Source organism: Pseudomonas shirazica, from assembly GCF_015168335.1.
Lineage (GTDB): Bacteria > Pseudomonadota > Gammaproteobacteria > Pseudomonadales > Pseudomonadaceae > Aquipseudomonas > Aquipseudomonas asiatica.
In genome coordinates this window covers 1,322,427-1,337,943 of the sequence record NZ_CP063456.1, presented here as the reverse complement: position 1 = coordinate 1,337,943, position 15,517 = coordinate 1,322,427, and the positions used below count along the sequence as shown (strand labels likewise).

At 61.5% G+C, this 15,517-nt stretch carries 14 protein-coding genes; 3 read left to right on the top strand and 11 right to left on the bottom strand.

Going from position 1 to position 15,517, the window contains the following annotated elements; all coding sequences use genetic code 11:
- The first annotated feature begins 11 nt into the window (after window positions 1-11).
- Window positions 12-1,232, top strand: a complete 1,221-nt coding sequence (fabB, locus tag IMX18_RS06080) for a beta-ketoacyl-ACP synthase I (RefSeq protein ID WP_013973429.1) — start codon at window positions 12-14, stop codon at window positions 1,230-1,232.
- Window positions 1,233-1,326: 94 nt separating this feature from the next.
- Here the strand turns inward: fabB and IMX18_RS06075 are convergent, their stop codons facing one another.
- Complete coding sequence (locus IMX18_RS06075; protein WP_015271088.1) at window positions 1,327-2,331, bottom strand: amidohydrolase family protein; 1,005 nt, start codon at window positions 2,329-2,331, stop codon at window positions 1,327-1,329.
- A gap of 117 nt (window positions 2,332-2,448) precedes the next feature.
- Here IMX18_RS06075 and IMX18_RS06070 point away from each other — a divergent pair, with 117 nt between their 5' ends.
- On the top strand, window positions 2,449-3,312 hold the full coding sequence (locus IMX18_RS06070) for a pirin family protein (RefSeq protein ID WP_015271089.1): 864 nt from the start codon (window positions 2,449-2,451) through the stop codon (window positions 3,310-3,312).
- A gap of 129 nt (window positions 3,313-3,441) precedes the next feature.
- On the opposite strand, the gene IMX18_RS06065 is transcribed toward IMX18_RS06070, so the two are convergent.
- The 4 genes from IMX18_RS06065 to IMX18_RS06050 all read right to left on the bottom strand — a co-directional run bounded on the left by IMX18_RS06065 (window position 3,442) and on the right by IMX18_RS06050 (window position 7,178).
- Entirely contained in the window at window positions 3,442-4,167 is a 726-nt protein-coding gene (locus IMX18_RS06065; protein ID WP_015271090.1) for a dienelactone hydrolase family protein, read from the bottom strand.
- 79 nt (window positions 4,168-4,246) lie between these two features.
- Window positions 4,247-6,151: a molecular chaperone HtpG gene (gene htpG / locus IMX18_RS06060; RefSeq protein WP_023661535.1), complete on the bottom strand. Its 1,905-nt coding sequence runs from the start codon at window positions 6,149-6,151 to the stop codon at window positions 4,247-4,249.
- A gap of 71 nt (window positions 6,152-6,222) precedes the next feature.
- Window positions 6,223-6,705 carry a PaaI family thioesterase gene (locus tag IMX18_RS06055; protein ID WP_217190188.1) on the bottom strand — a complete coding sequence of 161 codons (483 nt, stop codon included), beginning with the start codon at window positions 6,703-6,705 and terminating at the stop codon, window positions 6,223-6,225.
- A complete protein-coding gene (locus IMX18_RS06050; RefSeq protein ID WP_004375991.1) occupies window positions 6,702-7,178 on the bottom strand; it encodes a PaaI family thioesterase in 477 nt (158 codons plus the stop codon). Before IMX18_RS06050 ends, IMX18_RS06055 begins: the two co-directional genes overlap by 4 nt.
- Window positions 7,179-7,332: 154 nt before the next feature.
- On the opposite strand from IMX18_RS06050, the gene IMX18_RS06045 reads away from it, so the two are divergent.
- Window positions 7,333-7,626, top strand: coding sequence for a hypothetical protein (locus tag IMX18_RS06045; RefSeq protein WP_015271093.1), 294 nt, complete (start codon window positions 7,333-7,335; stop codon window positions 7,624-7,626).
- A 67-nt stretch (window positions 7,627-7,693) separates the two neighbouring features.
- Here IMX18_RS06045 and IMX18_RS06040 read toward each other — a convergent pair whose 3' ends face one another.
- The 6 genes from IMX18_RS06040 to odhB all read right to left on the bottom strand — a co-directional run bounded on the left by IMX18_RS06040 (window position 7,694) and on the right by odhB (window position 15,510).
- Window positions 7,694-8,443, bottom strand: coding sequence for a DUF599 domain-containing protein (locus IMX18_RS06040; protein WP_015271094.1), 750 nt, complete (start codon window positions 8,441-8,443; stop codon window positions 7,694-7,696).
- 295 nt (window positions 8,444-8,738) lie between these two features.
- A complete protein-coding gene (gene brnQ, locus IMX18_RS06035; protein WP_015271095.1) occupies window positions 8,739-10,052 on the bottom strand; it encodes a branched-chain amino acid transport system II carrier protein in 1,314 nt (437 codons plus the stop codon).
- Window positions 10,053-10,536: 484 nt separating this feature from the next.
- A complete protein-coding gene (sucD, locus tag IMX18_RS06030) occupies window positions 10,537-11,421 on the bottom strand; it encodes a succinate--CoA ligase subunit alpha (RefSeq protein ID WP_004376004.1) in 885 nt (294 codons plus the stop codon).
- Window positions 11,421-12,587 (bottom strand): ADP-forming succinate--CoA ligase subunit beta, encoded by a 1,167-nt coding sequence (gene sucC / locus IMX18_RS06025; RefSeq protein ID WP_003254205.1) that lies wholly within the window; start codon window positions 12,585-12,587, stop codon window positions 11,421-11,423. Before sucC ends, sucD begins: the two co-directional genes overlap by 1 nt.
- Window positions 12,588-12,759: 172 nt before the next feature.
- Window positions 12,760-14,196: a dihydrolipoyl dehydrogenase gene (gene lpdA / locus IMX18_RS06020; RefSeq protein ID WP_013973439.1), complete on the bottom strand. Its 1,437-nt coding sequence runs from the start codon at window positions 14,194-14,196 to the stop codon at window positions 12,760-12,762.
- Window positions 14,197-14,289: 93 nt separating this feature from the next.
- Entirely contained in the window at window positions 14,290-15,510 is a 1,221-nt protein-coding gene (odhB, locus tag IMX18_RS06015) for a 2-oxoglutarate dehydrogenase complex dihydrolipoyllysine-residue succinyltransferase (RefSeq protein ID WP_139657837.1), read from the bottom strand.
- Between the last annotated feature and the right edge of the window lie 7 nt (window positions 15,511-15,517).

Below are 15,517 nucleotides of genomic sequence, written 5' to 3'. Positions count from 1 at the left end.
GGGTTATTCGCATGCGCCGCGTCGTTATCACTGGTCTGGGCATCGTATCGTGCCTGGGCAATGACAAAGCTACCGTCACCGAAAACCTGCGCAACAGCCGTCCGGGTATCCGTTACAACCCGGAATACAAGGAAATGGGGCTGCGTAGCCAGGTTTCCGGGTCCATCGACCTCAACCTCGAAGAACTGATCGACCGCAAGGTCTACCGCTTCGTCGGCCACGCTGCTGCCTACGCCTACCTGGCGATGCAGGATGCGATCAAGGACGCCGGCCTGACCGAAGAGCAGGTTTCCAACCCGCGTACCGGCCTGGTGGCGGGCTCCGGCGGCGCCTCGACCCTGAACCAGATGGAAGCGCTGGACACCCTGCGTGAGAAAGGCGTCAAGCGCGTCGGCCCGTACCGCGTTACCCGCACCATGGGCAGCACCGTTTCGGCGTGCCTGGCCACCCCGTTCAAGATCAAGGGCATCAACTACTCGATCTCCTCGGCCTGCGCCACTTCGGCACACTGCATCGGCACCGCCCTGGAGCAGATCCAGTGGGGCAAGCAGGACATCGTCTTCGCCGGTGGCGGTGAAGAAGAGCACTGGAGCCAGTCGTTCCTGTTCGATGCCATGGGCGCCCTGTCGACCAAGCGCAACGAAACCCCGGAACAGGCCTCGCGCGCCTACGACGCCGACCGTGATGGCTTCGTCATCGCTGGCGGTGGCGGCATGGTGGTGGTCGAGGAGCTGGAACACGCCCTGGCCCGTGGCGCCAAGATCTACGCGGAAATCGTCGGCTACGGCGCCACTTCCGACGGCTACGACATGGTTGCCCCGAGCGGCGAAGGTGCTATCCGCTGCATGCAGCAGGCGCTGTCGACCGTCGACACTCCGATCGATTACCTGAACACCCACGGCACCTCGACCCCGGTCGGTGACGTTGCCGAGATCAAGGGCGTTCGCGCCGTGTTCGGCGACAAGGCGCCGAAGATCAGCTCGACCAAGAGCCTGTCGGGCCACTCGCTGGGCGCTGCCGGCGTACACGAGGCGATCTACTGCCTGCTGATGATGGAAAACAACTTCATCGCCGGCTCCGCCAACATCGACGAGCTGGACCCGGAAGTCGCCGACCTGCCGATCCTGCGCAAGACCGAAGAAAACGCCAAGATCGACACGGTCATGAGCAACAGCTTCGGCTTCGGCGGCACCAACGCCACCCTGGTGCTCAAGCGCTGGGAAGGCAAGTAAGACGCTGCTGCGGTAAACGAAAACGCCCCGACTGATTCGGGGCGTTTTCATTTGTATTGCCTGTACCGGCCCTATCGCCGGCACAGGAAAACCCTTATTTCCGCCTGGGCAGTACAGCCAGAAAATTCTCCCTGGCCACCTTGTTGGCAACTTGTTCCGGCAATGCGTCCAGAAACGGCCTGAACCCATGCATCTGCTCCCCAAGGCTGCCAAACCGCCCCACCACATCCGAACCCAGCATGAACCGTTCCGGGAACCTCTCGACCAGTGCCAGCCACGCCTTGCGCGGCACACCCCGGTCATCCAGCAGATAGGGTTTCAGCACGCTCCACGACAAATCGACATACAGGTTCGGGTAATCCTCCAGCAACCGCGTCAGCACCGGCAGCAGAAAGTCCATCTGCGTCTGGTGCCGGTGAATCTCCATGCTGCTGCCTGCATGCGCCCAGATGAACCGCGTGTGCGGGTGATTGCGCAGCGGCTGTTCGATCTCCGCCAGGTACAGCGGGTTGCGCTCGCGCTTGGAGGTGATGTTGGAATGCAGCAGCACCGGCAGGTCGCGCTCGGCCGCCAGGTGGTAGATACGCGCCATGGCTTCGTTGTTGGCGCGCGGCGTGTCACCGCTGGTCAGAGCAGTCAGGTCATCGTGGCGGGTGAACACCTCGCCAATGCCCTGCCACAGCCCCGGATGCAGATCGAGCATGCGCTCGATATGGCTGGCGGCGTTCTTGTCCACCGGATTGAAGCCCGCCAGGAACGGATGAAAGCGCTTGCGCTGCTCGTCGGGCAGTTGCTGTAGCGCCGCCGCCACGTAGGTATCGGTGGCGCTGTACCAGTAGGCTTCGGCGTCATCCCCAGCGTAATAGCGTGGGCGCTTGGGCTCGTCTTCATGCCACTTCTTGGCCACCGGGACGCCGGAAATCATCGACTGCTCGATACCGGCGGCATCCATGGCCTTGATCAGCGCAGGCATGCCTTCGCTTTCCTGGAAGAAGTCGACGTAGTGCAGGTGGGCATCACTGTAGCGGTAGTCGCGTGCCTGCGCCGCTTGGCACAGCCAGGTGGATAACAGCACGCAGGCCAACGCTCTCACGATCATGATGAAGCTTCCTTTTCCGGGTATCAGATCTCTAGACCGGCCGGCCTACGAGACGGTTCAGCCGGGGCGGGCAAACCGCTATGCTTGGGGCATTTCCACCTTGCCTGGAGCCTTCCCATGAGCAGCCCCCTGGTCATCCGCCCACGTGCCGAATCGGTCGAGGGCCAGCCGATCCTGCGCCCGCTGCCATCGGCCCAGTGTCGCAGCGTCGGCCCGTTCGTGTTTTTCGACCACATGCTCGAAACCGACTATGCCCCGGGGCATGGTATGGACATCCGCCAGCACCCGCATATCGGCCTGTCGACCCTTACCTACCTGTTCGAAGGGGCAATCCTGCACAAGGACAGCCTCGGCTCGGTGCAGCGGGTGCTGCCGGGCGACGTCAGCTGGATGACCGCAGGCAGCGGTGTGGCCCATGTCGAGCGTACTCCTGAAGATGCCCTGGCCCATGGCTCACGCCTGCACGGGCTGCAGGTATGGCTGGCATCGCCACGCGAGCAGGAACAAGGCCCGGCAAGCTACAGCCATCACCCGGCGGCGAGCCTGCCGGTCAGCGACAGCCTGGGAGTACGCATCTGCATGATCGCCGGCAGCGGGTTCTGCCTGGAATCGCCGGTGCCGGTGCTCTCCCCTACCCTGTACGCGCATGTACAGATGCAACCGGCAACCACGCTATTGGTGCCGAACGAGCATGCGCAGCGGGCGCTGTACCTGCTCGATGGTGAGCTGGTGATGAACGATGAGGATGTGGAACCCTGCAGCCTGGTGGTCCTGCCCGAGGGTAAAGAGGTGACGCTGTATGCGGAGGGTGAGTGCCAGCTGGTGCTGATTGGTGGCGCACCACTGGATGGGCCGCGGCGGATGAACTGGAACTTTGTCGCCAGTGATGTGGAGCTGATCGAACAGGCCCGGGCCAAGTGGGCTGCTGGGGAATGGCCGGTGGTGCCGGGGGAAACCTCCAGAATCGAGTTGCCGCGGTAATTGGGGCCGCTTTGCGACCCTTCGCGGGCTTGCCCGCTCCCACTGGGACGGCGTTGCACTTACGGGCAGTTCCGTACCTGTGGGAGCGGGCAAGCCCGCGAAGGGCTGCGCAGCAGCCCCAATGCGCCATCAGCGCTGGAACACTTCGGTCAGCAGGTTATGCATCGAGCGGAACGCCCGCTCCGAGGTACGCCGATCATACTGCATCTTGCCCGGCACATTGGCACTCGGGTCGGTAAACGAGTGCACCGCGCCGCCATAGCTCAGCAATTGCCAGTCAACCTTGGCCGCGTTCATCTCCTCCTCGAACGCCGGCAACTGCTCCTTCGGCACCAGTGGATCGGAAGCGCCGTGCAGCACCAGCACCGAGCCCTTGATGCGCTTGGCATCTTCCGGGTTCGGGGTATCCAGGGTGCCATGGAACGACACCGCCGCACGCAAATCGGCGCCAGTACGGGCCAGCTCCAGTGCACAGCAGCCACCAAAGCAGAAACCAAACGTGCCGACCTTGCCCGGTTCCAGCAGCGCCTTCGACTGCCCCAACAGTTGCGCCAGGGCTTCCTGCATGCGCTTGCGCAGCTCGCCTCGGTCATTCTTCAACGGCATCATCGCCGCGCCGGCCTCGTCGGCATTGGACGGACGCACCGATTGCCCGTACAGGTCGGCAATCAGCACTACATAGCCCTTCTCGGCCACTTCCTTGGCGATGCGCTCGGCACCTTCGCCAATACCCATCCAGTTCGGCGCCATCACCAGACCTGGCCGCCCCAGCGCGCCCGGCTCGTATACCAGGCGGCTTTCATACGCCTTGCCGGACAGGTGATAGACCAGCGATTCGACGATTACTTTGCTCATCAAGCACTCCTTTGGCACTCGTCATCAATATGCTCGCCATGAAAAAAGCCCGCCGAAGCGGGCTTTCCTATGCATCAACTCAAGCAGACAGTTCGACCAGCAGCTTGTTCAGGCGACGAACGTAAGCCGCCGGGTCCTTCAAGCTGTCACCGGCCGCGAGGGCTGCCTGATCGAACAGGATGTGCGACAGCTCGGCGAAGCGGTCTTCGCTCTGCTCGTTGTCCAGCTTCTCGATCAGCGGGTGGGTCGGGTTGAACTCGAAGATCGGCTTGGACTCCGGCACCTTCTGCCCGCTGGCTTCGAGGATCTGGCGCATCTGCAGGCCCAGGTCCTGCTCACCGATGGCCAGGATCGCCGGCGAGTCGGTCAGGCGGTGCGATACGCGCACTTCGGCCACGCTGTCACCCAGCGCGCCCTTCAGGCGCTCGACCAGGCCTTCCTTGTCCTTGGCGACTTCTTCCTGGGCCTTCTTGTCTTCTTCCGAGTCCAGCTTGCCCAGGTCCAGGTCGCCACGGGCGACGTCGACAAAGGCCTTGCCGTCGAACTCGTTCAGGTAGCTCATCAGCCACTCGTCGATACGGTCGGTCAGCAGCAGCACTTCGATGCCTTTCTTGCGGAAGACTTCCAGGTGCGGGCTGTTCTTGACCTGCGCGTACGACTCGCCGGTGAGGTAGTAGATCTTGTCCTGGCCTTCCTTGACGCGAGCCAAGTAGTCGGCCAGGGCGACGCTCTGCTCGCCGCTGTCGTCCTGGGTGGAAGCGAAGCGCAGCAGGCCGGCGATCTTTTCCTTGTTGGCGAAGTCTTCGGCCGGGCCTTCCTTCAGCACCTGACCGAAGTTCTTCCAGAAGCCCTTGTACTGCTCGGGCTCGTTCTTCGCCAGCTTCTCCAGCATGTCCAGCACGCGCTTGGTCAGCGCGGTCTTCATCGAGTCGATGATCGGGTCTTTCTGCAGGATTTCACGCGACACGTTCAGCGACAGGTCGTTGGAGTCGACCACACCCTTGATGAAGCGCAGGTACAGCGGCAGGAACGATTCGGCCTGGTCCATGATGAACACGCGCTGCACGTACAGCTTCAGGCCGCGTGGCGCTTCGCGCTGGTACAGGTCGAACGGCGCGCGGGCGGGCACGTACAGCAGCGAGTTGTATTCGAGCTTGCCTTCTACCTTGTTGTGGCTCCAGGCCAGCGGGTTTTCGAAGTCATGGCCGATGTGCTTGTAGAACTCCTGATATTCCTCGTCCTTGATTTCGGTACGCGGACGGGTCCACAGGGCGCTGGCACGGTTGACGGTTTCCCACTCTTCGGCCGGCTGCTCTTCGCCTTCGGCGGTAGCTTGCTCTTTCAGCAGCTGGATCGGCATGGCGATGTGGTCGGAGTACTTCTTGACCACATTGCGCAGGCGCCAGCCATCGGCGAACTCCTGCTCGCCCTTCTTCAGGTGCAGGACGATGCGGGTGCCGCGCTGTGGCTTGTCGATGGTGGCGACTTCAAACTCACCTTCGCCCTTCGACGACCAGTGCACGCCTTCAGCGGCCGGCTGGCCGGCACGGCGGCTGTACACGTCGACCTTGTCGGCAACGATGAACGCGGAGTAGAAGCCCACACCGAACTGACCGATCAGGTGCGAGTCCTTCTTCTGGTCACCGGTGAGGTTCTTCATGAAGTCGGCAGTGCCGGACTTGGCGATGGTACCCAGGTGGGCGATGACGTCTTCGCGGCTCATGCCGATGCCGTTGTCCTCGAGGGTCACGGTACCGGCGTCCTTGTCGAAGCTCAGGCGAATCTTCAGGTCGGCGTCGCCTTCGAACAGCTCTGGCTTGGCCAGGGCCTCGAAACGCAGCTTGTCGGCGGCGTCGGAGGCGTTGGAGATCAATTCACGCAGGAAGATCTCCTTGTTCGAATACAGGGAATGGATCATGAGGTGCAGCAGCTGCTTTACCTCGGTCTGGAAGCCCAGCGTTTCTTTTTGAGTCTCCACACTCATGGTCTTCAAAACTCCGATCTGATGGCAGTTGACGCCTGGCGGCCAGGTTGGCCAGCGTTTAGCGGCGGATGTCATGCAGATGGGGGCTGCCCGGATGATTTCAAGGGCTTTTCCGGTTCGATCTTGAAATGGGCCCGAGCCGTGGCGATCGGCGACTGCCTGTCCCCCTGCCAGGCGGTGATGGCCACATTGGTCACCCGCCGGCCCTGGCGCCAAAGCTGGCATTGGGCGTAGGTATCGCGAAAGTGCCCGGCGCGCAGGTAATCGATGGAAAAGTCGATGATCTTCGGAATGCTTGCGCTCTCGCTGAAGATCAGCAGGTACAGCGCTGCCGACAGTTCCATGAAGCCCGCGATCACCCCGCCGTGGATGGCCGGCAGCAGCGGGTTGCCGATGTTGTCCTGGTTGGCCGGCAGGCGGAACAGCAGTTCATCGCCCTGACGCTCGCATTCAATGCCGATCAGGCCGCCATAGGGGATCAGCGCCAGCAAGGGCCGATAGTCTCCCACCGCATGAGCAGCGTTGAGCTGTTGGCGAACATTGTGCGGAATCATGCTCCGCCCTCCTTCAGGCTGTTGCCGAAGCGGATGCCACCCTTGATCTCCTGGCCCAGGCGCATGAACGTGCCCACCACCTGGCAGATAGGCTGAGCGGGGTCATCCTGGTAGGCCGTGCCACGGGTGAAGATCACATCGCGGGTGACCCGGTAGCATTGGGCATGGCCGTAGATGTCTTTGCCGGCCTTGGCCGGATGCATATAGTCGATGCGCAGGTCCAGTGTCGGGCACACTTCGAAGCGCGGCAGCACGCACAGCGTGGCCATGCCGCAGGTGGTGTCCATCAGCGTGGTCAGCGCGCCGCCATGCACGGCGCCGGTCTGCGGGTTGCCGACAATGGCCGCAGACCAGGGCAGCACCAGGGTCATGCCATCGGCATTGGTTTGCACCACACGCATTTGCAACAACTGACAATGTTTCAGGGCCGAGAGAAAACGCTCGGCCATGGCCATCAAGGTTGAATCACTCATTGGCTGTTTCCCTGCGCATTGCCGCAGCGGCATAAAATCGTTAAAAAGTCTATATAGAACGGGACGTTATATATGTGTAATCTTCGCGGAACTTATTCCGCGTAGTTGCACTCGAAGGAACAAGTCACTTATTCCACCAAGGAGAAACACCCCCATGCGTAAACCTTTTGCTTTTGCTCTGATGCTGGCCGCTGCCATGGGCCTGGCCGCTTGCGATAAAGCGAGCGAAGACAAAGCCCAGGACGCACAGCAACACGCCGAGCAAGCCCAGGAAAAAGCGGGCGAAGCTCAGGATAAAATGAACGAGGCTGCCAAGGAAAACGCCGAAGCCGCCAAAGATCAGGCCGAAGCCGAGCAGAAGGCCGCCGAAGAAGCCGCTCCGGCTACTCCGGCTCCGGAAGCCGCTCCAGCTACCCCAGCTGCTCCAGCCGAACCTGCCAAGCAGTAATCGGCTAAAACAAAAAAACCCGACATTGTCGGGTTTTTTTGTGCCTGAAACTTATGGATTAAACGTTTCAGGTACCAGGAGCGGTGTTTTCCTTGGCGGGTTCGATCGAAACACTTTCGGTAGGTGTGAACACCATCACATCCAATACATCCGAATGGAACTCGCGGCGGTACAGAATCAGCACCACCCCGACACTCATGACCATGAATAACCATGGGCTGATGAACCAGCTCAACATGGCCATGCCGAAGTAATAGGAACGCAGGCCCAGGTTGAACTGGTTGGCGGCAAGCGACAGCACCCGCGCCGCCCGCGAGGCGAATGCCTTGCGTTCAAGCTCATTGACCAGCCGTTCACCGATCATCGGCGCCGACCCCACCAGTACTGCCGCGAAGTTGTATTGGCGCATGCACCAGCTGAAGGTGAAAAAGGCATAGACGAAGACCATGGCCAGGCACAGCAGCTTGATCTCCGACATGCCCTGGGAGGTCTGCTGCACCAGCGGCAGATCGGCCAGCAGCGACAGCGCCCGGTCGGAAGCCCCGAGCACGGTGAGGATACCGGCGAGGATGATCAGGGTGCTGGAGGCGAAGAACGAGGCGTTGCGCTCGAGGTTGCCGATCACGCTCGCATCGGCAATGCGGTTGTCGCGCAGCAGCATGCGGCGCATCCAGTCTTCGCGGTACAGGTGCAGCACGCTGGCCAGGCACGCGGTGTCGCGGCCCTTCCAGATGGCATAACGGGTGTAACCGCCCCAGCACAGGGCGAACCAGATGATGGCCAAAAGATTGTTGAAGTTGCTTTGGATGAAGTTCATGCACGGTTCCCGGGAGGGCCAGATACCTGAAGGATAGGGACCGGATTTCGACGCTGGCAAGCGGTAAAAGGCACACATCCACCCAGAAATCCGCACTGCCTGTTCTGGCCTCTTCGCAGCACAAGGCTGCTCCTACAGGTACGGCACTGCACTTGTAGGAGCAGCCTTGTGCTGCGAAGAGGCCAGTGCAGGCAAAGAAAAAGCCCCGCATCCTTTCGGATACGGGGCTCTTGAGTTTCCACCCTTGGCGAGCACCCTTCGGCTTGTGGCCGGTGCCGCCCTCAGGCTTCGACTATCAGGCCAGCGCTTCGCGCGGCTTGCCGAGCATGCGGTCGCAGGCCACGGCGCCAACCAGGGTCACCACCGAAGGCACCAGCCAGGCCAGGCCCTGGTCGCTCAGCGGCAGGTGAGCCATGAAGTCCGGCAGCACGTGGGCAATGCTGCTGCCCTTGATCGCATCGACCATGCCGAACAGCAGCGATACCAGCATCACTGGTGCCAGGATGCGGGTCGGCGAGTTCCACAGGTCCTTCACGAAGCTCAGCCCGACCACCACGATGCACGGCGGGTAGATCGCCGTAAGCACCGGGATCGAGAACATGATCAGCTTGGTCAGGCCGAGATTGGAGATCAACAGCGAGAAGCCCGCCAGAATCACCACCAGAGCGCGGTACGACAGCGGAAGGATCTGGCTGAAGTACTCGGCGCAAGCACAGGTCAGGCCAACGGCGGTCACCAGGCAGGCCAGCGCGATCAGCACGGCGAGGAAACCGCTGCCCAGCGAACCGAAGGTATGCTGCACGTAGGCATGCAGTACCGCCGCACCGTTGGTAGCGTCAGCCGCGATCTCGTGGCTGGTTGCACCCAGTCGGAACAGGCTGATATACACCAGGGCCAGACCGACGCCTGCGATCAGGCCGGCAATGATGGCATAGCGGGTGATCAGTTTCGGCGACTCGACACCGCGCGAGCGGATGGCGTTGACGATGACGATACCGAACACCAGGGCACCCAGGGTGTCCATGGTCAGGTAACCATCGGAGAAGCCCTTGGAGAACGCTGCGGCGGCATAGGCCGGCTGCGCTTCACCAATGGTGCCGGCAGGCAGCGCGAAGGCGGCGATGCCCAGCACCGCCAGGGCGATGATCTTCAGCGGCGCCAGGAAGCGGCCCACGGTGTCGAGCAGCTTGCCCGGGTACATCGACACGGCCAGTACCACGAGGAAGTACACCAGGCTGTAGATGAACAGCGCCAGCGGGCTTTCGCCGGTCAGCGGCGCAACGCCCACTTCGAACGATACGGTCGCGGTGCGCGGGGTGGCGAACAGCGGGCCGACCGACAGGTAGCACACGGCCGCCAGCAGGCCACCGAAGAACTTGCCGATCGGGCTGCTCAGGGCATCCATGCCGCCGCCGACCTTGGCCAGGGCGACCACGGTGATGACCGGCAGGCCCACGGCGGTAACCAGGAAGCCAAGGGCCGCCATCCATACGTGCGGGCCAGACTGCAGACCGACGATAGGCGGGAAGATGATGTTGCCAGCGCCCACGAAAAGCGCAAACGTCATAAAGCCAAGCGCCAGGATATCCTGGCCTTTGAGAACTTTCATTTAAGGTAGTACCACACTGCTGAAATCGGGATTCGAGAGGGGATTTCCCTTTGGATGAGGGGAAATGCTGCCCGGCTTGATAGGCCAGACCCGTTTAGCGTGTCGTTCCCTTTTGGGGTACGGGCACAGAGTGAGCGCGTAATGTAACTGTTTTGTCAGTCAAACGCACTGGCACAGTGCTGCTTGTCCGATGTGCGTACATGTTTGTCGTCTGTGCAACCGAGGACAGCGAGAATTATCCCGATATTGGGAAGTTTGTCTGCGTGAAAATCCCTATCAAACCCATCGAAAGTTCTTCGCAGTTTGCACTGGCCCTATCGCCGGCAAGCCAGCTCCCACAGGAGACCTTCACAATCAGGGCCTGTGGTGATCTCCTGTGGGAGCTGGCTTGCCGGCGATAGGGCCAGTGCAGGATTACCCAAGCCCCAGAAACGACAAAGGCCACCCGAAGGTGGCCTCTGTGCGCGTGGGGGGTGTAGCAGTATTACTTCTTGACTTCCCAGCCAGTCAGCTCGGCCAGGGCCTTGCCGATGTCAGCCAGGGAACGCACGGTCTTCACACCAGCGTCCTGCAGGGCCGCGAACTTCTCGTCCGCAGTACCCTTGCCGCCGGAGATGATGGCGCCAGCGTGGCCCATGCGCTTGCCCGCAGGTGCGGTAACACCAGCGATGTAGGAAACGACAGGCTTGGTGACGTTGGCCTTGATGTAGGCCGCAGCTTCTTCTTCAGCCGAACCGCCGATCTCACCGATCATGACGATCGCTTCGGTCTTCGGGTCTTCCTGGAACAGCTTCAGGATGTCGATGAAGTTGGAGCCCGGGATCGGGTCACCGCCGATGCCGACGCAGGTCGACTGGCCGAAGCCGGCGTCGGTGGTCTGCTTCACAGCTTCGTAGGTCAGGGTGCCGGAACGCGAAACGATACCGACCTTGCCTGGCAGGTGGATGTGGCCAGGCATGATGCCGATCTTGCACTCGCCCGGGGTGATGACACCTGGGCAGTTAGGGCCGATCAGGGTCACGCCCAGCTCGTCGCACTTGACCTTGGCATCCAGCATGTCCAGGGTAGGAATGCCTTCGGTGATGCACACGATCAGCTTGATGCCGCCGAAGGCAGCTTCCAGGATCGAGTCCTTGCAGAAAGGAGCCGGAACGTAGATCACCGAAGCGTCGGCGCCGGTAGCTTCCACAGCTTCTTTCACAGTGTTGAACACTGGCAGGCCCAGGTGGGTGGTGCCACCCTTGCCTGGGGTTACGCCGCCGACCATCTTGGTGCCGTAGGCGATGGCCTGTTCGGAGTGGAAAGTACCCTGCGAGCCAGTGAAGCCCTGGCAGATGACTTTGGTGTCTTTATTGATCAGGACGCTCATTACTTGCCCTCCGCAGCTTTGACAACTTGTTGAGCAGCGTCGGTCAGGCTGGTTGCCGCAATGATGTTCAAACCGCTTTCTGCCAGTACTTTAGCGCCCAGTTCGGCGTTGTTGCCTTCAAGGCGAACGACAACCGGAACTTTCACGCCGACTTCTTTCACTGCACCGATGATGCCTTCGGCAATCATGTCGCAGCGAACGATGCCGCCGAAGATGTTGACCAGAACGGCCGCGACATTGCTGTCGGACAGAATGATCTTGAACGCTTCGGTAACGCGCTCTTTGGTAGCACCACCGCCAACGTCGAGGAAGTTGGCCGGCTTGCCGCCGTGCAGGTTGACGATGTCCATGGTACCCATGGCCAGGCCGGCACCGTTGACCATGCAGCCGATGTTGCCTTCGAGGGCAACGTAGTTCAGTTCGAACTTGGCAGCGTGGGCTTCACGGGCGTCGTCCTGCGACGGGTCGTGGAAGGTTTTCAGCTTCGGCTGACGGTACATGGCGTTGGCGTCGATGTTGATCTTGGCATCGAGGCAGTGCAGGTCGCCGTCGGCCTTGATCACCAGCGGGTTCACTTCCAGCAGGGCCAGGTCGTGATCCTTGAACAGCTTGGCCAGACCAACGAAGATCTTGGCGAACTGTTGAACTTGCTTGCCTTCCAGGCCCAGCTGGAATGCCAGCTCGCGACCCTGGAACGGCTGAGCGCCGACCAGCGGGTCGATGGTGGCCTTGAGGATCTTCTCAGGCGTTTCGTGAGCGACTTTCTCGATGTCCACGCCACCTTCGGTGGAAGCCATGAACACGATACGGCGGCTCGAACGATCGACTACAGCGCCCAGGTACAGCTCTTTGGCGATGTCAGTGCAGGATTCGACCAGAATCTTGGAGACGGGTTGACCGTTGGCATCGGTCTGGTAGGTAACCAGATTCTTGCCCAACCACTGTGCAGCGAACGCCTTGGCGTCTTCTTTGCTGCGAACCAGCTTGACGCCGCCCGCCTTACCGCGACCACCCGCGTGAACCTGGGCTTTTACCACCCACTCGTTCCCGCCGATCTTGTCGCAGGCTTCTGCAGCTTGCTCAGGGGTATCGACAGCGAAACCCTTGGAAACTGGCAGGCCGTACTCAGCGAACAGCTGCTTACCCTGATACTCGTGAAGATTCATGCTTTTTACCGTCTTCGTTAGGTACTGCGCTTCGGCGCTGCGCCATCACTGGCGCCGCACCACCTGTGACCGTTGACCCCGGGTTTTCCCGTGTGATCCGGTCCGGCGGACTTTCCGCGGTGAGTCATGCACGCAAGACTCACGACGGGCAGCCCGCCGTGGTTTCTTATAATTAACGCTTCTTACGGTTGGCCACGTGAATGGCGCCGCCATTCACTGCCAGCGCTGCTTCATGCAACGCTTCGGACAGGGTCGGATGGCTGAAGACCATCATGCCCAGATCCTCGGCACTGGTGCCGAATTCCATTGCGATTGCGCCCTGCTGCACCAGTTCGGCAGCCGATGGGCCAATCACGTGCACACCCAGGACGCGGTCGGTCTTGGCATCGGCGATGACCTTGACGAAACCACCGGTGTCGTTGGCAGCCATCGCACGGCCGCTGGCCGCGAACGGGAAGGTGCCCACGTTAACCTCAACGCCCTCGGCCTTCAAGGCCTGTTCGGTCTTGCCGACCCACGCGATTTCCGGGTGGGTGTAGATGACCGACGGAATCAGGTCGTAGTTCATCTGGGCCTTGTGGCCCTTGATGCGCTCGACCACCATGATGCCCTCTTCCGAGGCCTTGTGGGCCAGCATCATGCCGCGCACCACGTCACCGATGGCGTACACGCCAGGCACGCTGGTAGCGCAGTAGTCGTCGACGAAGATGTAGCCACGCTCATCGATGGTCACACCGCTGTCGGCAGCCAGCAGGTCGGTGGTCACCGGGCGACGGCCAACCGCGACGATCAGCTTGTCGAAGGTGATCTTCTGCTCGCCGTTGGCGTCGGTGTAGGTCACTTCGACTTCGTTGCCGTTGACTTTCGAGCCGGTGACGCGCGCACCCAGCTTGATGTCCAGGCCTTGCTTGGTCAGGGTCTTCTGGGCTTCTTTCGACACGGCGGTGTCGGCAGCCATCAGGAAGGTGTCCAAGGCTTCCAGAACGGTGACTTCAGCACCCAGGCGAGCCCATACCGAGCCCAGTTCCAGGCCGATCACGCCAGCTCCGATAACGCCCAGGCGCTTCGGCACGGCCTGGAATTCCAGGGCGCCGGTGGAGTCGACGATGACGTTCTGGTCGACCGGAGCCGGTGGAATGTCGATCGGGCGCGAGCCGGAAGCCAGGATCACGTTCTCGGCTTCGATGACTTCGGTGGTGCCGTCAGCCTTGGTGACTTCGACTTTCTTGCCGGCCAGCAGCTTGCCGTGGCCCTGGATGGAAGTAACGCCGTTGGCCTTGAACAGGGTGGCAACGCCACCGGTCAGGTTCTTGACGATGCCAGCCTTGCGGCCAACCATCGCGGCGACGTCCATCTTCACTTCGCCAGTGGAGATACCGTGGACGTTGAAGCTCTCTTTGGCTTCCTTGTACTTCCAGGAGCTGTCCAGCAGCGCCTTGGAAGGAATGCAACCTACGTTCAGGCAGGTGCCGCCCAGGGCCAGCTTGCCCTCGGCGTCGGTGTACTTCTCGATACAGGCAGTCTTCAGACCAAGTTGTGCGGCCTTGATGGCAGCAACATAGCCGCCAGGACCTGCACCAATCACCACTACGTCGAATTTCTGGGTCATAAAAGATTCCTTATCAGCTACAAGCTACAAGCCGCGGACCGCGCGGCATGGCTTCCTGCGAAGCCAGGGCCGGCACGGTACGCAGCCAGAGGGTTAGATGTCCAGCAGCAGGCGAGACGGATCTTCCAGCAGGTTCTTGATGGTGACCAGGAAGGTTACCGCTTCCTTGCCGTCGATCAGGCGGTGATCGTACGACAGCGCCAGGTACATCATCGGGCGAATCACAACCTGACCATTGATGGCCATCGGGCGCTGGATGATGTTGTGCATGCCGAGAATGGCGGCCTGCGGCGGGTTGACGATCGGGGTCGACATCATCGAACCGAAGGTACCACCGTTGGTGATGGTGAAGGTGCCGCCAGTCATCTCTTCGATGGCCAGCTTGCCATCACGAGCCTTCTTGCCGAAGGTGGCGATGCCGTTCTCGATTTCCGCCAGGCTCATCGACTCGGCGTTACGCAGTACCGGCACCACCAGGCCACGATCGCTGGACACGGCAACGCCGACGTCGGCGTAGCCGTGGTAGACGATGTCGTTGCCATCGATCGAGGCGTTGACAGCCGGGAAGCGCTTCAGGGCTTCGGTGGCAGCCTTGACGAAGAACGACATGAAGCCCAGGCGCACGCCGTTGTGGGTCTTCTCGAACAGGTCCTTGTACTTCGAACGCAGGGCCATGACTTCGGTCATGTCGACTTCGTTGAAGGTGGTCAGCATGGCCATGCTCGACTGGGCTTCGACCAGACGCTCGGCGATCTTGGCGCGCAGGCGGGTCATCGGCACGCGCTTCTCGGTGCGGTCGCCAGCGGCAACGACAACCGGGGCAGCAGCGGCAGCGGCGGCAGGCTTGGCAGCTGCAGCAGGCGCCGACTTCTTGTTGGCGACGGCAGCGACGACGTCTTCCTTGGTGATGCGACCGCCTTTGCCGGTGCCGGCAACGGTAGCCAGGTCGATGCCGTTCTCTTCAGCCAGCTTGCGCGCGGCCGGGGCGGCAACCGGGTCTTCTTCGCCAGCGTCGGCAGCAGCGGCAGCCGGGGCAGCAGCGGCCGGGGCGACAGCTGGTGCAGCGGCGGCAGCACCGCCTTCAACGATCGAACCCAGTACTTCGTCGGACAGGACGGTGTCGCCCTCGCCCTTGACGATGGCGCCCAGCACGCCGTCGGCGGTGGCCAGTACTTCCAGGACGACCTTGTCGGTCTCGATGTCGACGATCAGCTCGTCACGCTTGACGGCATCGCCCGGCTGCTTGTGCCAGGTGGCAACGGTGCCATCGGCAACCGATTCCGGGAAGGTTGGGGCTTTGATCTCGATAGCCATTATCTGT